Raw genomic sequence first — 20,508 nt, forward strand, 5'->3', positions numbered from 1 at the left:
GCGTTTTGCGGAATCGTTTCCTGCAAGTTTGGGAGCACCCCCTGTCTGTGCAGGTGACCACGTGAAGTCCCGTTGCGGGCATCCGGCTTGCCATGGTCCATCGCATGAAAGACGCTTGTCCTGGAGGCTAGAAAGATGAAGGAAGGCAGAGCACGATCGCAACATTTCGGCCCGGCGAGCCGGCCCGTGGAGGCAAGGCCACAGGTCGCCTTGTCGGAAGCGGGCGTTGCCCGCGCCTACAAACGGCTCGCCCCGATGTACGACGTGTTGTTCGGACGAGTGCTCGAGCCGGGGCGGCGACGCATGGCAGAGGTCGTCCGCGCACTGCAGCCCGCGTCGCTCCTCGAGATTGGCGTCGGCACGGGGCTCGCCCTGGCGCACTACCCGCCCACTTCGAAGATCGTGGGCATCGACCTGTCCCACGAGATGCTCGAGCGCGCGCGTGAAAGGGCGCGCGCCCTGCCGGATCGGCAGATCACCATCGAGCACATGAACGCGGAGCGCACCAGCTTTGCGGATGGAACCTTCGACTGTGTCACTCTGCCCTATGTGCTCTCCGTCACGCCGCGGCCGGCCGAACTGGTGCGCGAGATCCGCCGGATCTGCAAGCCGGGTGGAACCATCGTCGTGCTCAACCACTTCAGCGGAAGCAGGTTCTGGTGGCTGATGGAGCGGGCCTTTCGCTCTGCGGCCGAGCACGTCGGCTTCCGTTCGGACTTCCGCTACGAGGAGCAGATCCTTTCCCATGACTGGGAGGTGGTCGGCATCGAGTCCGTCAATCTGCTCGGCCTCTCCAGGCTCGTCGTACTGAACAACCGCAGGTCCTAGCCATTCCGAGCGGTGCGCCATCACCTGCACTGGCTCAAGGACCACGGCGTCACCTGCCTGAGGGTGATGCTCGAGTACGCGCAGGGCCGCCATCGCTACATCGAACGGCCCGTCGGCCGCTTTGTCCAAGACATGGTGCAGCTCTGGGACGATCTCTTTGCGCTGTGCGAGGAGGTGGACCTCTATCTCCTTCTCACGCCATTCGACACCTTCTTCACATGGCGTCAAGTGCTTTCGTCAAGGCGGCGCGTCGTCGTTCTTCTTGCCCGGGAGGATGTGGCTGAGCACTTGCCTGGCGGTGTTCGCGATCATCGAGCCGCCCTCGGCATCGCCCTTGACGAGCGACGTGACGAAGTTGCGCGCCTGCTTCAAGTTGATGTGGGGCGGGAGCGGCGGCACCTCCGGATCGGTCTTGATTTCGAGCAGCACGGGCCGTGTCGCTGCAAGTGCCCTGTCCCATGCAGGGCCGACGGCTTCAGGGTCGTCGACGTAGATGCCGTCCAGGCCGATGAGTTCGGCGAACTTGTGATACGGCACGTTGGGCAGCGTCTGGGTGGCCTCGAACTTCGGGTCGCCTTCCATGACGCGTTGCTCCCAAGTGACCTGGTTCAGGTCTTCGTTGTTGAGCACCATGACGATCCAGCGCGGATCGCTCCACCGCCGCCAGTACTTCGCCACCGTGATCAGCTCGGCCATGTTGTTCATCTGCATGGCACCGTCGCCGACCATCGCGATGACCGGGCGGTCGGGATGTGCGAACTTCGCGGCAATGGCGTAGGGCACGGCAGCGCCCATGGACGCGAGCCCGCCCGAAAGCGAACCCATCATCCCGCGCCGCACCTTGATGTCGCGTGCGTACCAGTTGGCACAGGAACCGGAGTCGCAGGTCAGGATGGCGCGGTCGGGGAGCCGCGCCGACAGTTCGACGAAAGGCCGCTGCGGATTGACCGGCTCGGCCGCCGCCATGGCGCGCTCGTGAAGGGTCTTCGCCCATTCGTCGTTCCAGCTGCCGATGTCGTCGCGCCATCCGGTCTCGGTCTTCTGCTGGAGCAGCGGGAGCAATGCCTCCAGCGTGGCCTTGACGTCGCCCTGCAGGTTGACCTCCATCGGATAGCGGATGGAAAGCATGCCGGGATCGAGGTCGACCTGGACGCCGCGTGCCTGGCCTTCCTTCGGCAGGAACTCCGCATACGGAAAGCCGGAGCCCAGCATGAGAAAGGTGTCGCACCCCGCCATGAGTTCATCGCTGGGCTTGGTGCCGAGCAGGCCGATCGAGCCGGTGACCCATGGCAGGTCGTCCGGCAGCGCCTGCTTGCCCAGGAGGGCCTTGGCCGCACCCGCGCCGAGCCTGTCGGCGACAGCGATGATCTCGTCCGTGGCTCCATTGCCGCCTGCTCCCACGAGCAGGGCCACCTTCTTGCCGGCGTTGAGCACCTCTGCCGCGCGAGACAGGTCGGCCGCAGCCGGCAGCACGCGCGGCGCCGACCAGCCGACGCCCGAGAAGACGGAGCCGTGGGCCCGCGGCGGTTGCTCCATCGGCAGGTCCTGCAGGTCGTTCGGGATGACGAGTGCGGTGACGCGCCGGCGTCCGAGCGCAATGCGCACGGATCGGTCGATCAGGTGGCGCACTTGCGCGGGCACGCTGGCCGTGGCGACGAAATCGCCCGCGACATCCTTCAACATCGAGTGGAGGTCGAGTTCCTGTTGATAGTGGGAGCCGACCGCCGTTCTCGCCTGCTGCCCGACGATGGCCAGCACCGGCACGTGGTCGAGCCGCGCGTCGTAAAGCCCGGTGATCAGGTGCGACGCGCCGGGGCCGGAAGTGGCAAGGCACACGCCGAGTTCGCCGGTGAACTTGGCATGCGCCGAGGCCATGAACGCGGCCATCTCCTCGTGCCTGGCCTGCACGAACTCGAACTTGTCCCCCGCTCGCGCGAGCCCGCCCAACAGTCCGTTGATGCCATCGCCCGGATAGCCGAAGATACGGCGGACGCCCCATTGGTGCAGGCGCTGCCAGAAGAAATCGGAAACTTTTTCAGCCATGCTTGCATGGTCATACAGGGCGACGGTGCCCGCGGTCTGTCGGACATACTCGATGGATTGCAGCAGGCGGGTGGGGGCGGCTGCCGTTACCCGCGGTCGGTGGTCCCGGTGGTCGCCTGCCCTTTGCAAGGCTCGATGCGCCACTGGAGGCGCATCTTCAGCGTCTCTCCCGTCTCCAGCAGGCGCAGCCCCGGCCGGCCTTCCAGGTGAAAGGCATCGATGGGCTGCGTGATCGGCTCGAAGCAGAAGGCCTGCCCCTCGCGCGGCCGGTACATGAGGCAGTAATGGCGCTCGGCACCGCCGTCCCCGACGAAGTCCGGCATCGTCAGGCTGAGCTGCAGGCCGTGCTCCGGCCATTCGATGCGCGCGTGGCCGCCCCAGCCCGTGTAGGCGTTGTCGACAAAGCTGCCGAAAGCGGATGCGCCTTGCCCCAGGTCCCAGTCCTGCGGAATCTCCCGCGTGTGCCGGGTCGGCAGCGGGTCGCTGCCACAGAGCCAGACGCCTTGGACCGGCGCGACGATGCGCGTGCTGCCCGTCCGCATGAACCAGGGATGCACGCCCAGGCCGTAGGGCAGCGGCGCCTCGCCCAGGTGCCGCACTTCGAGCGTCTGGTCCAGGCCGTCATCGACCAGGTGAAAGTGCTGCGTGGCCAGGTATTCGTACGGGTTGCCGTCGAATCGCCGCGACTGCAGCGTCATCGTCGCGGAATCCTCCGCGTCGCGGTCGAGCTGCCAGCCTTGCAGCCAGCCATCGCCGTGGATCGGGTAGGGCTCGCCCGCGCGATTGGGGCGCACCGGATGAAATGCCCCCGCCGCCTCGAAGCCGCCGCCGCTGATGCGGTTGGACCACGGCACCATGGGAAACGAGGCGAGTCGGTAGAGATCGGGGGTGAGCCCGTCCCATGGCCGCCACAGGTCGAACAGCCCCTCTGGGCGTTCGATCTGCCAGGCAGCAACGCTGCCGCCCAGAGAGGGCACGAGGCCCAGGCGCTGATCACCATGGCGCAGCCAGACGACAGGGTGCACAGTGCCGGCCGTCATGGGCTCAGCCTCCGAAGCGGAAGGCCGGCAGGCCCGGGCTGTCCACCTCCACCGCGAACAGCCCGCCGGCCAGCGGCTCAGCGGCAAGGCGGGCTTCGTCCAGGCCGGTCTTGGCGGACGTGACGTACAGCGTGCGCAACTCGGGTCCTCCGAAGGTGCAGTTGGTGACCTGGCTCACCGGCAGTTCGATGCGCCCCAGCTCCCCGCCGCTCAGTGGATGGTGGCAGCTCACGCAAGCACCGCCCCAATGGGCGATCCAGAGCCGGCCCGCCGCGTCGGTCGTCATGCCGTCGGGCAGGCCGTCGCGGCGCGCGAAGCGCAGCCAGAGCCGGCGATGGGCGAGGCTGCCATGCTCCGGATCGAAGTCATAGGCGTGGATGCCGCCCTGGGCGGTGTCGTTGAAGTACATCGTGCGGCCGTCCAGCGACCAGGTCGGTCCGTTGGTGACTGCGAAGCCGCTGTCATGCTGCGTGCACTGCCCGTCGGGGTCGAAGCGGTACAGCGCCCCGCTCGGCGCCACGCAGTCGAAGTCCATGGTGCCGCCCCAGAACCGGCCGCGCGCATCGCACTTGCCATCGTTGAAGCGGTTGCTGAGGAGCGCCGGCTCGGGCCGGTGCAGCCACTGCGGCCCTGCGTCGGGCATTGTCGGGTCGAAGAAGGCGAAGCCACGACGCAGCGTCACGATCAGGCCCGGCGCGTTCTCGCGTTCGGCCAAGGCCGAGATCTCCTCGTCGAACTCCCACCGGTCCTGCGCGCCGGTGGCGGGATCGAGTCGCCACAGGCGCTTTTCGAGGATGTCCACCCCGTACAGCTTCTGTTCGCGCACCGACCACATCAGCCCTTCGCCGAGGCTTGCCCCCGCGGCGTGGATGCAACGCAGCGCGCTTTCGAAGCGCGGTGCCGGAAAGGTCGAGGAAGGGTTCACGGCGGGTCTCCGATGCAATGCGTCCGGGGCATTCGGTGCCCTTGACGCGCCGCATCGTAGCAAGGCATATTGATAAGAGAAAGAAGGCAAACGCGTATAGATCGATACGAAGTTTGCAATGTCAATTCCACTGGAGACTCTCTTTGACAGCCACCGTTGCACGCGCGCCCGCTTCTTCTTTTTCCACCTACCCCAGCCTCCGCGACAAGGCTGTCTTCGTGACGGGCGGCGGCAGCGGCATCGGCGCCGCGTTGGTCGGCGCCTTCGCGGAACAAGGTGCGCGGGTCGCCTTCGTCGACATCGCGGAGCAAGCCAGTGCTTCACTGGCGGCGCAGATCGCCGAGGCAGGCCATCGCGCACCGTGGTGGAGGTGCTGCGACGTGCGCGACATCGCCGCATTGCAGGCCGCCATCGCCGATGCGGCAGGCGAGCTGGGCGACTTTTCCGTGCTCGTCAACAACGTTGCCAGCGACGACCGCCACACCCTCGAGTCCGTCACGCCCGACTACTACGACGAGCGCATGGCCATCAACGAGCGTCCGGCCTTCTTCGCCATCCAGTCCGTGGTGCCCGGCATGAAGCGCCTGGGGGGCGGCGCGATCGTCAATCTGGGCTCCACCGGGTGGCAAGGCAAGGGCGGCGCGTACCCCTGTTATGCGATCGCCAAGTCTTCGGTCAATGGCCTCACGCGCGGCCTGGCCGTGAACCTCGGGCGCGACCGCATCCGCATCAACACCGTGTCGCCCGGGTGGGTCATGACCGAGCGCCAGGTGCGCCTGTGGCTGGACGCCGAAGGCGAGCAGGCCCTCGCGCGCAACCAGTGCCTGCCGGACCGGCTGCAGCCGCACGACATCGCGCGCATGGTGCTGTTCCTGGCCTCGGATGATGGCGCCATGTGCACCGCGCAGGAGTTCAAGGTCGACGCGGGCTGGGTTTGACGCGGGCCGGATCGCCCATCGAAGTTCAGGCTTCGACCTCCAGCCGCCTTCCATAGACCGTCAGGCTCGCCGCCTTCAGCGCGCGCATCATGACCTTCGCGGCCGGTGAGAGCAGCCGGTCGGTGTGCGTGATGATGCCGAAGGCGTCCATGTGGCAGGGCACCGCCACCGGCAACACGGCGCCCAGGCCGTGCGCGGCGTAGTAGCGCGCCACGTCGGTCGCCAGCACCGCGAGCATGTCCGACTGCTGCAGCATGCGGGTGATGAAGAGCAGCGCCGAGCTCTCGATCACGTTCATCGGCGGCGCCAGTCCTTCTTCCCTGAACATGAGCTCGAAGCGGTGCCGCAGCACGCTGCCTGCGGGCGGCACGATCCAGCCGGCGCTCACCAGGTCGCGCAGCGTGAGGCCGGTCATTCCCAGCAACGGGTGGCCCGTGCGCACCAGCGCCGACACCGGTTCTTCGGTCAGCGGCTCGTAGTGCAGCTTGGCCTTGTCGTGCTCGGCGGACAGCCGCGCCACCAGGATGTCGAGCTTGCCTTGCTCGAAGCGCTCCATCAGCACCCGGCTGGTCTCGATCTCGAGTGCGACGCGGAGGTTCGGCTGGTCGCGCTTGACCAGCGCAATGGCAGGCGGCATCAGGGTCAGGCCCGGCGCGGTGATGGTGCCCACGCTGACCTGACCGAAGCGCCCGGCCTTGAGCGCCACCAACTCATCGTGCGCCTCGTTCAGGCTGGCCAGCGCCATGCGCGCGTGGCGAATCATGCTTTCGCCATACCAGGTCGGCCGCATCCCCCTCGGCAATCGCTCGAAGAGCGGCACCTCCAGCACGTCCTCCAGGTCCTTGAGCAGCTTCGACGCGGCCGGCTGCGTCATGTTCAGCACCTGCGCGGCGCGGTGGATGTTGCCTTCTTCCGCGAGCGCGACCAGCAGCAACAGCTGCCGCGTCTTGAGCCGCGCGCGAATGAACCAGTGCGTGTAGTTCGTCATCGGGTTTTCCTGAATCCTGTTTCGGGTATCGATTCGATCCAAATCTCTATTGGAAAGATATCGGTGCGATTCCTACACTCCGCCCCACTCGTCCATCAGGAGTTCCGACGTTGAAGCGCAGTCCCGAGGTCCAGCTCAGTGCCCGCCATTACATCAATGGCCGCTGGGAGACGGGCGTGACCAGCGGGCAGAGCACCAACCCCTCGGACCTGCGCGAGACGGTGGCCGAGTACGCCCGCGCCGACCGCAGCCAGACCGAGCTGGCGGTTCGCGCCGCGGCCGATGCCTTCCGCGCCTGGAGCATGACCACCCCGCAGCGCCGCGCCGATGCGCTCGACCAGATCGGCAGCGAGATCCTCGCGCGCAAGGACGAGCTGGGCCTGCTGCTGGCGCGCGAGGAGGGCAAGACGCTGCCCGAGGCCGTGGCCGAGGCCGCGCGCGCCGGGCAGATCTTCAAGTTCTTTGCGGGCGAGGCCCTGCGTGTCGGCGGCGAAACCATCGCCTCGCTGCGGCCCGGGGTGCATGTGGATGTCACCCGCGAGCCGGTGGGCGTGGCGGGCCTGATCACGCCCTGGAACTTTCCGCTCGCCATCCCCGCCTGGAAGATCGCGCCGGCGCTCGCCTGCGGCAATGCGGTGGTGTTCAAGCCTTCCGAGCTGGTGCCCGCCTGCGGCTGGGCGCTGGCCGAGATCATCAGCCGCGCCGCGCTGCCTGCTGGCACCTTCAACCTCGTGATGGGCAGCGGCCGCGAGGTCGGCCAGGCGTTGGCCGAGCATCCGCTGGTCGACGCGATCAGCTTCACCGGCTCGGCGCCCACCGGCGAGCGCGTGCTGCAGGCCGCCGCGGCGCGGCGCGCCAAGGTACAGCTCGAAATGGGCGGCAAGAACCCGCTGGTGGTGTTGGCCGACGCGGACCTGGAACTCGCCGTCGACTGCGCGGTGCAGGGCGCCTACTTCTCGACCGGCCAGCGCTGCACGGCCTCGAGCCGCCTCATCGTCGAGGCGCCGGTGCATGACGCGTTCGTCGCGCGGCTCAAGCAGCGCATGGCCGCGCTGAAGGTCGGCCACGCGCTGGAGCCCGGCGTGGACATCGGCCCGGTGGCCGATCGCGCGCAGCTCGAAGCCAACATGGCTGCCATCGGGAGCGCGCGCGAGGAGGGCGCCGAGCACGTCTGCGGCGGCGACCTGCTGCAGCGCCCGAGCGAGGGCCACTACATGAGCCCGGCGCTGTTCCTTGCCCGGCCCAGCCACCGGATCGCCCGCGAGGAAGTCTTCGGCCCGGTGGCCTGCGTGCTGCGGGCCGACGATTCCGAGCATGCCCTCGCACTGGCCAACGACACGCCCTTCGGCCTGTGCGCCGGCATCTGCACCAACTCGCTGCGCCATGCCATGCACTTCCGCCGCCACGCGCGCGTGGGCATGACGATGGTCAACCTGCCGACCGCCGGCGTGGACTACCACGTGCCCTCCGGCGGGCGCAAGGCGTCGAGCTACGGTGCACGGGAGCAGGGGCGCCACGCCGCCGAGTTCTACACCACGGTGAAGACCGGCTACATGCGCGCTTGAGGACCTTTTCAGCCATACCAACCAGGAGACGACAGCATGAAACTGAACCGCCGCACATTGACCACCGCCATCGCCGCGGCCTCCCTGGCCGCGCTCCTGCCGGCCACCGCGCTGGCACAGAAGAAGATCGTCCTGGGCTTCAGCCAGGTCGGCGCCGAAAGCGAATGGCGCACCGCCAACACCGAGTCGATCAAGTCGGCCGCGAAAGAGGCCGGCATCGAGCTCAAATTCTCGGACGCGCAGCAGAAGCAGGAGAACCAGATCAAGGCCATCCGCTCGTTCATCGCGCAGAAAGTGGACGTGATCGCGTTCTCGCCGGTGGTCGAGTCGGGCTGGGAGACGGTGCTGCGCGAGGCCAAGGCCGCCAACATCCCGGTCGTGCTGACCGACCGTTCCGTCAACACCAAGGACGACTCGCTCTACGTGAGCTTCATGGGCTCCGACTTCGTCGAGGAAGGCCGCAAGGCCGGGCGCTGGCTGGTGGAGAAGATGAAGGACCAGAAGGGCGAGGTCAACATCGTCGAGCTGCAGGGCACCGTGGGCTCGGCGCCGGCGATCGACCGCAAGAAGGGCTTCGAGGAAATCATCAAGGCCGACCCCAAGTTCAAGATCATCCGATCGCAGACCGGCGACTTCACGCGCGCCAAGGGCAAGGAGGTCATGGAAGCCTTCCTCAAGGCCGACGGCAAGAAGATCAATGTGCTCTACGCGCACAACGACGACATGGCCATCGGCGCCATCCAGGCGATCGAGGAGGCGGGGCTGAAGCCGGCCAAGGACATCACCATCATCTCCGTCGACGCGGTGAAGGGCGCCTTCGAAGCCATGATGGCGGGCAAGCTGAATGTGTCGGTCGAGTGCAGCCCTCTGCTCGGCCCGCAGCTGATGGCTGCCGTGAAGGACATCAAGGCCGGCAAGGCGCTGTCCAAGCGCATCGTGACCGAGGAAACGATCTTCCCGATGGAAGTCGCGGCCCAGGAATTCCCCAAGCGGAAGTATTGAGCTCGCCCCCAGGTTGGCTCACTTCGTATAGCCGCCCACCCCCCTACCGGGGGCAACACCAGCGGCCCGGCAAAGCCGGTTCCGCGGTGTTCCTGGAATGGGATCGATCAACGTCAGGAGACACAGTTCATGAAACGCAATTTCCTCAAGTCCGCGCTTGCCGCGGCCGCCTTCGCCATCGCCGGTGCGGCCGGCATCCCTTCGCTCGCCCAGGCCCAGGACAAGGGACCTATCGCGATCTCGATGCCGACCAAGTCCTCGGCGCGCTGGATCTCCGACGGATCGAACATGGTCAAGTACTTCAAGGAGAAGGGGTACAAGACCGATCTGCAGTATGCCGACGATGACATTCCCAACCAGCTCGCGCAGATCGAGAACATGGTGACCAAGGGGTCGAAGGTGCTGGTGATCGCGGCCATCGACGGCAGCACGCTCTCGGACGTGCTGCAAAAGGCGGCTGACAAGGGCGTGAAGGTCATCGCCTACGACCGGCTCATCAAGGGCTCGAAGAACGTCGACTACTACGCGACCTTCGACAACTTCCAGGTCGGCGTGCTGCAGGCGCAGTCGATCGAGAAGGCGCTCGACCTGAAGTCCGGCAAGGGGCCCTTCAACATCGAGCTCTTCGGCGGTTCGCCCGACGACAACAACGCCTTCTTCTTCTACAACGGCGCCATGTCGGTGCTGGAGCCGTATATCAAGAGCGGCAAGCTGGTGGTGCGCAGCAAGCAGATGGGGATGGACAAGGTCGGCACGCTGCGCTGGGACGGCGCGGTCGCGCAGGCGCGCATGGACAACCTGCTGTCGGCCTACTACACCAAGGAGCGCGTGGACGCGGTCCTGTCGCCCTACGACGGCCTGTCGATCGGCATCCTTTCCTCGCTCAAGGGCGTGGGCTACGGCACGCCGCAGCAGCCGATGCCGGTGGTGTCGGGCCAGGACGCGGAGGTGCCTTCGGTCAAGTCGATCCTGCGCAAGGAGCAGACTTCGACCGTGTTCAAGGACACGCGCGAGCTGGCCAAGGTCACGGTCGCCATGGTCGACGCCATGCTCGCCGGCAAGACGCCGGAAGTGAACGACACCAAGACCTACAACAACGGCGTGAAGGTGGTGCCCTCGTACCTGCTGAAGCCGGTGAGCGTGGACGCCTCGAACTGGAAGCCGGTGCTGATCGACAGCGGCTACTACAAGGAAAGCCAGGTCAAGTGAGCGTGTGGCAGGACGAGCGGGCCGCCGGGCCCGCAGCTGCGAAGGAGGCCTCTTGAGCGAAGCGATGGAAGTGAGCGAGGCGCCCCCTGCGAAGAACGCCGTTCTTCTGGAGATGCGCGGCATCACCAAGACCTTCCCCGGCGTGAACGCGCTGGACAAGGTCAACCTCGCCGTGCGTCCGGCCGAGATCCATGCGGTGGTGGGCGAGAACGGCGCCGGCAAGTCCACGCTGATGAAGGTGCTCAGCGGCGTCTACCCCTGCGACTCCTATGCCGGCGAGATCCGTTTCGACGGCGAGCCGCGGCGCTTCCGCGGCATCGCCGACAGCGAGGCCCTGGGCATCATCATCATCCACCAGGAGCTGGCGCTGGTGCCGCTGCTGTCCATTGCCGAGAACATCTTCCTCGGCAACGAGACGGCGCGGGGCGGCGTCATCGACTGGAGCGAGGCCTGGCGGCGCACGCGCGAGCTGCTGGCCAAGGTGGGCCTGAACGAGCGGCCGACCACGCTGGTCTCGGACCTGGGCGTGGGCAAGCAGCAGCTGGTCGAGATCGCGAAGGCGCTGTCCAAGCGGGTGCGGCTGCTGATCCTGGACGAGCCCACCGCCAGCCTCAACGAGAGCGACAGCGAAGCGCTGCTGGCGCTGCTGCTGGAGCTCAAGGCACAGGGCATCGCCTCGATCCTGATCTCGCACAAGCTCAACGAGATTGCCAAGGTGGCCGATGCGATCACCGTGCTGCGCGACGGCAGCACGGTGGAGACCATCGACTGCCGGCGCGAACCGATCAGCGAGGACCGCATCATCCGCGGCATGGTCGGGCGCGACATGGCGCACCGCTACCCGCAGCGCACGCCGCGCATCGGCGAGCGCATGCTCGAGGTGCGCGACTGGCGCGTGCACCATGCGCTGCACGCCGACCGCGAGCAGATCAAGGGCGTCGACCTGCACGTATGCCGCGGCGAGATCGTCGGCATTGCGGGCCTGATGGGCGCCGGGCGCACCGAGTTCGCGATGAGCGTGTTCGGCCGCTCCTACGGCCAGCGCATCAGCGGCACGGTGCGCATGCATGGCAAGGAGGTCGATGTCGGCACCATCCGCAAGGCGATCGACCAGGGCATCGCCTACGTCACCGAGGACCGCAAGGGGGCCGGCCTGGTGCTGGAGGAAGACATCCGCACCAACATCAGCCTCGCGAATCTCGAGGCCGTGTCGAGCGCGATGGTGATCGACGAGGGCCGCGAGTACCAGGTGGCGAACGACTACCGCAAGGCGCTGCGCATCCGCAGCGCCGATGTCTACCAGCAGGTGGTGAACCTCTCGGGCGGCAACCAGCAGAAGGTGGTGCTGAGCAAGTGGCTCTTCGCCAACCCGCAGCTGCTGATCCTCGACGAGCCGACGCGCGGCATCGACGTCGGCGCCAAGTACGAGATCTACAGCCTCATCGACCAGCTCGCGAGCGATGGCAAGGGCATCCTGATGATCTCCTCCGAAATGCCGGAGCTGCTCGGGATGTGCGACCGGATCTATGTGATGAACGAGGGACGCTTCGTCGCCGAATACCCGGTGGCCGAAGCGTCGCAGGAGCGCATCATGCGCGCAATCGTGAATTCGGGAGGTGGCGTCCATGGCCAATGAAGCACAGGCGGCGCAGGCCGCGACGGGCGTGGAGAGCGTGGCCGCGAAGGCCTCCATCCATCCTGGATTCCTGAAGAGCAACCTGCGCGAGTACGGCATGCTGATCTCGCTGGTCGCGATCATGGTGCTGTTCCAGGTGCTGACCGACGGCACGCTCTTGCAGCCGCTCAACCTCACGAACCTCGTGCTGCAGAACAGCTACATCGTCATCATGGCGCTGGGCATGCTGCTGGTGATCGTCGCCGGCCACATCGACTTGTCGGTGGGCTCGGTGTGCGGCTTCATCGGCGCGCTGGCCGCGGTGCTGATGGTGGAGTACGAGTGGCATTTCGTCCCCACTTTCCTGGCCTGCCTGGTCGCGGGCGCGGCGGTCGGCGCTGCGCAGGGCTGGTTCGTCGCCTACTTCCGCATTCCTTCCTTCATCGTCACCCTGGCCGGCATGCTGGTGTTCAAGGGCCTGACGCTGGCCTTGCTGGCGGGGCAGTCGGTCGGGCCGTTTCCAGTGGCTTTCCAGCGCCTCAGCTCCGGTTTCATCCCCGAGGCCCTGGCCACCGACGGGCTGCGGATGACCTCGCTGCTTCTGGGCGCGCTCGCTGCAGCGGCGCTGGTGTTCTTCAAGCTGCGTGGGCGTGCCCGGCTGGCGCGCCACGGCATGGAGGCGGAGCCCTTCGCCTTCTTCCTGCTGAAGAACGTGCTCTTCGCCGGGATCATCCTGTTCTTCAGCTGGCTGCTGGCCTCGTACAAGGGGCTGCCCAACGTGCTGATCGTGATGGCGGTGCTGATCGTGGCCTACGACTTCGTGACCACCCGCACCACCGTCGGGCGGCGCATCTATGCACTCGGCGGCAACGAGAAGGCGGCTCGGCTCTCGGGCATCAAGACGCAGCGCCTGGCCTTCCTGGCCTTCGTCAACATGGGCGTGCTGGCCGCGCTCGCGGGGCTGGTGTTCGCCGCGCGACTCAACACCGCCACGCCCAAGGCCGGGCTGGGCTTCGAGCTGGACGTGATCGCGGCCTGCTTCATCGGCGGCGCGTCGGCCTCGGGCGGCGTGGGCAAGGTCATGGGCGCAGTGATCGGCGCCTTCGTGATGGGCGTGATGAACAACGGCATGTCGATCCTCGGCATCGGCATCGACTACCAGCAGGTCATCAAGGGCCTGGTGCTGCTGGCGGCGGTGTTCGTCGACGTGTACAACAAGAACAAGTGAGGCCGTGATGAGCGCAGAGATGCAGCCGGTGCTGGAGCTCTCGGGCATCCACAAGCAGTTTGCCGGCGTCAGCGCGCTGCGCGACGTGCAGCTGCGGCTGCATGCGGGCGAGATCCATGCGCTGATGGGGCAGAACGGCGCGGGCAAGTCCACGTTGATCAAGGTGCTCACGGGCGCGCTGCCCTCGGGCGGCGGCACGATGCGGCTCGATGGGCAGCCGATCCGGCCCGCCTCGCCGCTGGAGGCGCAGAAGCTGGGCATCAGCACCGTCTACCAGGAAGTCAATCTCTGTCCCAACCTCTCGGTGGCCGAGAACGTGTTCGCCGGCCGCTATCCGCGCCGCGGCGCCGTCGAGGGCTTTCGGATCGACTGGTCGGCCGTGCACCGGCGTGCACGCGATCTGCTGGCGCGCATCGGGCTGGAGATCGACGTCGGGCGGCTGCTGTCGAGCTACCCGGTGGCGGTGCAGCAGATGGTGGCGATCGCGCGCGCACTCGGCCTGTCCTCCAAGGTGCTGATCCTCGATGAGCCGACCTCCAGCCTGGACGAGGACGAGGTCCGAAAGCTCTTCGACGTGCTGCGCCGGCTGCGCGGCGAGGGCCTGGCGATCGTGTTCGTCACGCACTTCCTGAACCAGGTGTACGAGGTGTCCGACCGCATCACCGTGCTGCGCAATGGCGCCTGGGTGGGCGAATGGCGCGCGAGCGAGCTGGGCCCGCAGGCGCTGATCGCCGCGATGCTCGGGCGTGAGCTGGCGGCGCAGTCGGCGCGGCCGGCCGCGCTGCCCGTGGTGGCCATCGACACCCCCGCCATGCTGGAAACACAAGGACTCGGCCAATCGGGGCTGCTGCAGCCGGTCGACCTGCGCATCCGCGCCGGCGAGATCGTCGGGCTCGCCGGCTTGCTAGGCGCCGGGCGAACGGAGCTGGCGCGCCTGCTGTTCGGGCTGGAGGCGCCCGATCGGGGGCAGCTGCGCATCGATGGCGAGGTGGTGCGCTTCGCCAGCCCGGCCGACGCGATACGCCAGGGACTCGCGCTGTGCCCCGAGGAGCGCAAGACCGACGGCATCGTGGCCGAGCTGTCCGTGCGCGAGAACATCGCCCTGGCGCTGCAGGCCAGGCTCGGCACCCGGCGCTTCCTCTCGCGCGCGGAGCAGACCGCGCTGGCCGAGCGCTACGTGGCCGCGCTCGGCATCAAGACGGCGAGCGTGGAGACGCCGATCGGCCTGCTCTCCGGCGGCAACCAGCAGAAGGCCATGATCGCGCGCTGGCTTGCCACCGAGCCGCGCCTGCTGATCCTCGACGAGCCGACGCGTGGCATCGACGTCGGGGCCAAGCAGGAGATCATGGACCAGATCCTGCGGCTCGCGCAGGCCGGCATGGCGGTGCTCTTCATCTCGTCGGAGATGAGCGAGGTGGTGCGCGTGGCGCATCGCATCGTGGTGCTGCGAGACCGCCGCAAGGTGGGCGAACTGCCCGCCGGCAGCAGCGAGGACGAAGTATGCGAACTGATCGCGGCCACACCATGAGCCGCACGGCCATGAGCACTGCCTCCTCGTCCGGCTTCGCAGCGATGGCCCTGCGCCATCGGCTCGCCTGGCCGCTGCTCACGCTGGTGCTGCTGCTCGCGCTCAACGCGGCATTCAATCCGGGCTTCCTGCATCTGGAGTGGCGCGACGGGCACCTCTACGGCAGCCTGATCGACATCCTCAACCGCGCGGCGCCGCTGGTGCTGGTCTCCCTGGGCATGACGCTGGTGATCGCGACGCGCGGCATCGACATCTCGGTGGGCGCGGTGGTGGCCATTGCGGCGGCGCTCGCGGCCTGGATGATCGGCGGCGCCGTGTCGGGCAACGTCAGCCGCTTCCCGATGCCGGTGGCCATCGCTTCGGCCATCGGAGTTGCGCTCGTCTGCGGGCTGTGGAACGGACTGCTGGTCGCCCGCGTGGGCATGCAGCCCATCATCGCCACGCTGATCCTCATGGTGGCGGGGCGCGGCATCGCGCAGCTCATCACCGGCGGGCAGATCATCACCATCTACTACCAGCCCTTCTTCTTCCTGGGCAGCGGCTATCTGCTGGGCTTGCCGTTCTCGCTCTTCGTCGTGGCGCTGGTCTTCATCGCGCTCTCCCTTGTTCTCACGCGGACCGCGCTCGGACTGTTCATCCAGGCGGTGGGCATCAACCCCACGGCCGCACGCGTGGCCGGCGTGCAGGCGCGCCGCCTGGTCGTGGGGGCCTACGCTTTCTGCGGCGCGTGCGCGGGCGTCGCGGGCTTGTTGATCAGCTCCAACGTGAAGAGTGCCGACGGCAACAATGCCGGCCAGCTGCTCGAGCTCGATGCCATCCTGGCCGTGACCCTGGGCGGTACCGCGCTCACCGGCGGGCGTTTCAGCCTGGTGGGCAGCGTGATCGGCGCGCTCATCATCCAGACGCTGACCTACGCCATCTACTCATTGGGTGTGCCGCCCGAGATCAACCTGGTGGTGAAGGCGGCGGTGGTGTTCGCGGTGATGCTGCTGCAGTCACCGGAATTCCGCGCCACGGTGGCCAGCCTGGCGCGACGCCCGGCGCTCGAAGGAGCGGATCGATGAGCGCGGTGATGCGAGATCGGCAGCCGTCCGCGGCCGGCGCCGCGAGCGAGGCGGGGCGGCGGGCGCGTTTCAATCCCAAGTACCTGCCGCTGGCCGCCACCATTTCGCTCTTCGTCGCGATGGCGGCGCTCGGCTCGGTGCTCTACGACGGCTTCTTCTCGGCGCAGGTCTTTCTCAACCTGTTGATCGACAACGCCTTCCTGATCGTGGTGGCGGTCGGCATGAGCTTCGTGATCCTGTCCGGCGGCATCGACCTGTCGGTGGGCTCGGTCATCGCATTCACCACGATGGTCTCGGCCTCGCTGGTGGAGAAGCATGGCTGGCCCCCCGCGGCCGTGATCCCGCTGGTGCTGGTGCTGGGCACCGCCTTCGGTGGGCTGATGGGCGTGCTGATCGAGCGCTTCCGGCTGCAGCCCTTCATCGTCACGCTCGCGGGCATGTTCCTGGCACGCGGGCTCTGCTACCTGATCAGCATCGACTCGATCAGCATCACGAACGAGTTCTACGCGTCGGTCTCGCAGCTGCGCATCCCGGTGGGCTTCGGGGCCTCGCTGTCGGTCAGCGCGGTAATCGCGCTGGCCGTGCTGGTGCTCGCCGTGTTCGTCGCGCACTGGACGCCCTTCGGCCGCACCGTCTACGCGATCGGCGGAAGCGAGCATTCGGCCATGCTGATGGGCTTGCCGGTGCGCTCGACGCTGGTGGGCGTGTATGCGCTGTCGGGCTTCTGCTCGGCGCTGGCCGGCGTGATCTTCACCTTCTACATGCTCTCGGGCTATGGGCTGCATGCGATGGGCCTGGAGCTCGACGCCATCGCGGCCGTGGTGATCGGCGGCACGCTGCTGACCGGCGGCGTGGGCTATGGGGCCGGCACGCTGTTCGGCGTGCTCACGCTCGGGATCATCCAGACGCTGATCGCCTTCGACGGCACGCTGAGCTCCTGGTGGACGCGCATCGTCGTGGGCGCCTTGCTCTTCTTCTTCTGCCTGCTGCAGCGCTTCTTCACGGCGCGCGCGCCGCGGCGCTGAGTCCTCCGACAACCGTTCCCAGAAAGCCCGCCCCATGCCGGATGCCCCCAAGAAACTACGTTCCGCCGAATGGTTCGGCCCCGCCGACAAGAACGGCGTCATGTACCGCAGCTGGATGAAGAACCAGGGCATCCCCGACCACGAGTTCGACGGCCGCCCCATCGTCGGCATCTGCAACACCTGGTCGGAGCTCACGCCGTGCAACGCGCACTTCCGCAAGATCGCCGAGCATGTGAAGCGAGGCATCTCGGAGGCTGGCGGCTTTCCGGTGGAGTTCCCGGTGTTTTCCAACGGCGAGTCGAACCTGCGTCCGACCGCGATGTTCACCCGCAACCTCGCGAGCATGGACGTGGAGGAGGCGATCCGCGGCAACCCGATCGATGCGGTGGTGCTGCTCACGGGCTGCGACAAGACCACGCCTGCGCTGCTGATGGGCGCGGCCAGCTGCGACATCCCCGCCATCGTCGTGACCGGCGGGCCCATGCTCAACGGCAAGCTCGAGGGACGCAACATCGGCTCGGGGACGGCCGTCTGGCAACTGCACGAGTCGTTGAAGGCGGGCGAGATCGACCTGCACCACTTCCTCGCGGCCGAAGGGGGCATGTCGCGCTCGGCCGGCACCTGCAACACCATGGGCACGGCCTCGACCATGGCCTGCATGGCGGAGGCGCTGGGCGCCTCGCTGCCGCACAACGCGGCAATCCCGGCGGTGGACGCGCGGCGTTACGTGCTGGCGCAGATGTCCGGCGCGCGCGCCGTCGCGATGGCACGCGAGGGCTTGACGCTGTCGAAGATCCTCACCCGCGAGGCCTTCGAGAATGCCATCCGCGTGAATGCGGCGATCGGCGGCTCCACCAACGCGGTGATCCACCTCAAGGCCATTGCCGGACGCATCGGCGTCGAACTGGCCCTGGAGGACTGGACCCGCATCGGCCGCGGCACGCCCACCATCGTCGACCTGATGCCTTCGGGGCGCTTCCTCATGGAGGAGTTCTATTACGCCGGCGGCCTGCCCGCCGTGCTGCGCCGGCTGGGCGAGGCGGGATTGCTGCCGCACCCCGGCGCGCTCACCGTCAACGGCCACACGCTGTGGGACAACGTGCGCGATGCGCCCAGCTACGACGACGAGGTGATCCGCCCGCTCGACCGGCCGCTGATGGACGACGGCAGCATCCGCATCCTGCGCGGCAACCTGTCGCCGCGCGGCGCGGTGCTCAAGCCCTCCGCCGCGACGCCCGAGCTGCTGCAGCATCGCGGCCGCGCGGTGGTGTTCGAGGACTTCGACCACTACAAGCGCCGCATCGGCGACGAGTCGCTGGAGGTCGACGCGAGCTCGGTGCTGGTGATGAAGAACTGCGGCCCGCGCGGCTACCCCGGCATGGCCGAGGTCGGGAACATGGGCCTGCCGCCCAAGCTGCTGCGCCAGGGCATCAAGGACATGGTGCGCATCTCCGACGCGCGCATGAGCGGCACGGCCTACGGCACCGTGGTGCTGCACGTCGCGCCCGAGGCCGCGGCGGGCGGCCCGCTTGCGGCGGTGCGCGATGGCGACTGGATCGAGCTGGACTGCGAAGGCGGCCGCCTGCACCTGGACATCAGCGACGAGGAACTCGCCGCCCGCCTGGCCGCGCTGGCGGCGCCGGTCGAGGAACCGCCCGCGGCACAGGCGCGGGGCGGCTACCGGCGCCTGTACATCGACCATGTGCTGCAGGCCGACGAGGGCTGCGACTTCGACTTCCTGGTGGGCTGCCGTGGTGCCGAGGTGCCGCGCCACTCGCACTGAACCGCCGTTTCTGCCTGGAGCCTGCATGACCCTGGACAACCCCCGCCATCGCGGCATCTATCCCGTCGCGCCCACCACCTTCACCGAATCGGGCGAGCTCGACCTCGAGAGCCAGAAGCGCTGCATCGACTTCATGATCGACGCCGGCTCGGACGGCATCTGCATCCTGGCGAACTTCTCCGAGCAGTTCCTGCTGTCGGACGAGGAACGCGAGGTGCTCACGCGCACCGTGCTCGCGCATGTCGCGGGCCGGGTGCCGGTGATCGTCACCACCACGCACACCAGCACCCGGGTCTGCGCCGAACGCAGCCGGCGCGCGCAAGACATGGGGGCTGCCATGGTGATGGTGATGCCGCCGTACCACGGCGCGACCTTCCGCTTCATCGAGCCGCAGATCCAGCAGTTCTATGCGCAGCTGTCGGACGCCATCGACATTCCCATCATGATCCAGGACGCACCCGCGAGCGGCACGCCGCTGTCCGCGTCGTTCCTCGCGCGGCTCGCGACGGAGATCGAGCACGTGGCCTACTTCAAGATCGAGACCGCGGGCGCTGCATCGAAGTTGCGCGAGCTGATCCGCCTGGGCGGCCAGGCGATCGAAGGCCCGTGGGACGGCGAAGAGGCGATCACCCTGCTGCCCGACCTGGACGCCGGCGCCACCGGATCGATGACGGGCGGCGGCTATCCGGACGGCATCCGGCCCATCATCGAGGCGCATCGCAACGGCGACCGCGAGCGGGCCTACGCGCTCTACCAGCGCTGGCTGCCGCTGATCAACTTCGAGAACCGGCAGGCCGGCTTCCTGGCTGCCAAGGCGCTGATGAAGGAGGGCGGCGTGATCGCCTGCGAGGCACCGCGCCAGCCATGGCCGGCGCTGCATCCCGAGACGCGCAGGGGGCTGATCGAGACGGCCAGGCGTCTCGACCCCTTGGTGCTGCGCTGGGCGCGTTGACGGCGGAGCGTGGCGCGATAGCATGCGCGCGAAAGGACGCGACGTGACCTATCAGCTTCACTACTGGCCCACCATCCAGGGCCGCGGCGAATTCGTGCGGCTCGCACTCGAGGCGGCCGGCGCCGACTATGTCGACGTCGCGCGAGAGCCGGCAGGCCGGGGCGGCGGCGAGGCGGCGCTGCTGCGGCGGCTCGGCGATGCGGACAATCCGCGGGCGTCCTTCGCGCCGCCTTTCCTGGTCGATGGCGACATCGTGGTCGGCCAGACCGCGGCCATCCTCCTGTACCTGGGCCCGCGCCTCGGGCTGGCAGGCACCGGCGAGCGCGATGCGCTCTGGACGCACCAGTTGCAGCTCACCATGGCAGACGTGGTGGCAGAGGCCCACGACACGCACCACCCGATCTCCACCAGCGCCTACTACGAGGAGCAGCGCGACGCGGCGCAGGCGCGCGCCAAGTACTTTCGCGAGGAGCGCATCCCGAAGTACCTCGACTGGTTCGAGCGGGTGCTGCAACGCAACCCTGCGGGCGACCTGCACCTGGTGGGCGACAGCCTGACCTACGCCGACCTCTCGCTGTTCCAGGTGGTGGCGGGCCTGCGCTATGCCTTTCCGAAGGCGACGGCGCGCGCATTGGCGCGCACCCCGGCCGTGGTGAAGCTGCACGCCAACGTCGCTCGGCGACAGCGGCTGCGCGAGTACCTGCAGAGCTCTCGGCGGATTGCGTTCAACGAGGAGGGCATCTTCAGGTGTTATGCGGAGCTGGATGGTTAGGCA

General features: G+C 67.8%; 17 protein-coding genes. 13 read left to right on the forward strand and 4 right to left on the reverse strand.

The annotated features are described in order from the left end of the window. The first annotated feature begins 186 nt into the window (after positions 1-186). Entirely contained in the window at positions 187-828 is a 642-nt protein-coding gene (locus E5CHR_RS02395; protein ID WP_162578203.1) for a class I SAM-dependent methyltransferase, read from the forward strand. Between the two features lie 237 nt (positions 829-1,065). Here the strand turns inward: E5CHR_RS02395 and E5CHR_RS02400 are convergent, their stop codons facing one another. From E5CHR_RS02400 to E5CHR_RS02410, 3 genes are all read right to left on the reverse strand, one after another. After that, complete coding sequence (locus tag E5CHR_RS02400) at positions 1,066-2,871, reverse strand: thiamine pyrophosphate-requiring protein (RefSeq protein ID WP_162578204.1); 1,806 nt, start codon at positions 2,869-2,871, stop codon at positions 1,066-1,068. 86 nt (positions 2,872-2,957) lie between these two features. Continuing rightward, positions 2,958-3,911 carry an aldose 1-epimerase gene (locus E5CHR_RS02405; RefSeq protein WP_162578205.1) on the reverse strand — a complete coding sequence of 318 codons (954 nt, stop codon included), beginning with the start codon at positions 3,909-3,911 and terminating at the stop codon, positions 2,958-2,960. 4 nt (positions 3,912-3,915) lie between these two features. Beyond that, positions 3,916-4,836: an SMP-30/gluconolactonase/LRE family protein gene (locus tag E5CHR_RS02410; protein WP_232061928.1), complete on the reverse strand. Its 921-nt coding sequence runs from the start codon at positions 4,834-4,836 to the stop codon at positions 3,916-3,918. 143 nt (positions 4,837-4,979) lie between these two features. On the opposite strand from E5CHR_RS02410, the gene E5CHR_RS02415 reads away from it, so the two are divergent. Then, positions 4,980-5,774 (forward strand): SDR family NAD(P)-dependent oxidoreductase, encoded by a 795-nt coding sequence (locus tag E5CHR_RS02415; RefSeq protein WP_232061929.1) that lies wholly within the window; start codon positions 4,980-4,982, stop codon positions 5,772-5,774. Between the two features lie 25 nt (positions 5,775-5,799). Here the strand turns inward: E5CHR_RS02415 and E5CHR_RS02420 are convergent, their stop codons facing one another. Then, positions 5,800-6,762 carry a LysR family transcriptional regulator gene (locus E5CHR_RS02420; RefSeq protein WP_162578207.1) on the reverse strand — a complete coding sequence of 321 codons (963 nt, stop codon included), beginning with the start codon at positions 6,760-6,762 and terminating at the stop codon, positions 5,800-5,802. A 110-nt stretch (positions 6,763-6,872) separates the two neighbouring features. On the opposite strand from E5CHR_RS02420, the gene E5CHR_RS02425 reads away from it, so the two are divergent. The 11 genes from E5CHR_RS02425 to E5CHR_RS02475 all read left to right on the forward strand — a co-directional run bounded on the left by E5CHR_RS02425 (position 6,873) and on the right by E5CHR_RS02475 (position 20,505). Continuing rightward, a complete protein-coding gene (locus E5CHR_RS02425) occupies positions 6,873-8,327 on the forward strand; it encodes an aldehyde dehydrogenase family protein (RefSeq protein WP_162578208.1) in 1,455 nt (484 codons plus the stop codon). Between the two features lie 36 nt (positions 8,328-8,363). Further along, positions 8,364-9,329 carry an ABC transporter substrate-binding protein gene (locus E5CHR_RS02430; protein WP_162578209.1) on the forward strand — a complete coding sequence of 322 codons (966 nt, stop codon included), beginning with the start codon at positions 8,364-8,366 and terminating at the stop codon, positions 9,327-9,329. Between the two features lie 129 nt (positions 9,330-9,458). Next, positions 9,459-10,538, forward strand: a complete 1,080-nt coding sequence (gene chvE, locus E5CHR_RS02435; protein ID WP_162578210.1) for a multiple monosaccharide ABC transporter substrate-binding protein — start codon at positions 9,459-9,461, stop codon at positions 10,536-10,538. A gap of 64 nt (positions 10,539-10,602) precedes the next feature. Next, positions 10,603-12,174: a multiple monosaccharide ABC transporter ATP-binding protein gene (gene mmsA / locus E5CHR_RS02440; RefSeq protein ID WP_162583527.1), complete on the forward strand. Its 1,572-nt coding sequence runs from the start codon at positions 10,603-10,605 to the stop codon at positions 12,172-12,174. Then, a complete protein-coding gene (gene mmsB, locus E5CHR_RS02445; protein ID WP_162578211.1) occupies positions 12,164-13,381 on the forward strand; it encodes a multiple monosaccharide ABC transporter permease in 1,218 nt (405 codons plus the stop codon). Before mmsA ends, mmsB begins: the two co-directional genes overlap by 11 nt. A 7-nt stretch (positions 13,382-13,388) precedes the next feature. After that, positions 13,389-14,909, forward strand: coding sequence for a sugar ABC transporter ATP-binding protein (locus tag E5CHR_RS02450; RefSeq protein WP_162578212.1), 1,521 nt, complete (start codon positions 13,389-13,391; stop codon positions 14,907-14,909). 11 nt (positions 14,910-14,920) lie between these two features. Further along, positions 14,921-15,973, forward strand: a complete 1,053-nt coding sequence (locus E5CHR_RS02455) for an ABC transporter permease (RefSeq protein ID WP_162578213.1) — start codon at positions 14,921-14,923, stop codon at positions 15,971-15,973. Further along, on the forward strand, positions 15,970-16,998 hold the full coding sequence (gene yjfF, locus E5CHR_RS02460) for a galactofuranose ABC transporter, permease protein YjfF (protein WP_162578214.1): 1,029 nt from the start codon (positions 15,970-15,972) through the stop codon (positions 16,996-16,998). The genes E5CHR_RS02455 and yjfF overlap by 4 nt, the downstream gene beginning before the upstream one ends. A 34-nt stretch (positions 16,999-17,032) precedes the next feature. Next, complete coding sequence (locus E5CHR_RS02465) at positions 17,033-18,781, forward strand: IlvD/Edd family dehydratase (protein WP_162578215.1); 1,749 nt, start codon at positions 17,033-17,035, stop codon at positions 18,779-18,781. A 25-nt stretch (positions 18,782-18,806) separates the two neighbouring features. Then, complete coding sequence (locus E5CHR_RS02470) at positions 18,807-19,733, forward strand: dihydrodipicolinate synthase family protein (protein WP_162578216.1); 927 nt, start codon at positions 18,807-18,809, stop codon at positions 19,731-19,733. A gap of 43 nt (positions 19,734-19,776) precedes the next feature. Beyond that, complete coding sequence (locus tag E5CHR_RS02475) at positions 19,777-20,505, forward strand: glutathione S-transferase (protein ID WP_162578217.1); 729 nt, start codon at positions 19,777-19,779, stop codon at positions 20,503-20,505. The last annotated feature ends 3 nt before the right edge of the window (positions 20,506-20,508 follow it).

Origin of the sequence: Variovorax sp. PBS-H4 (assembly GCF_901827205.1) — a bacterium.
Classification (GTDB): domain Bacteria; phylum Pseudomonadota; class Gammaproteobacteria; order Burkholderiales; family Burkholderiaceae_C; genus Variovorax.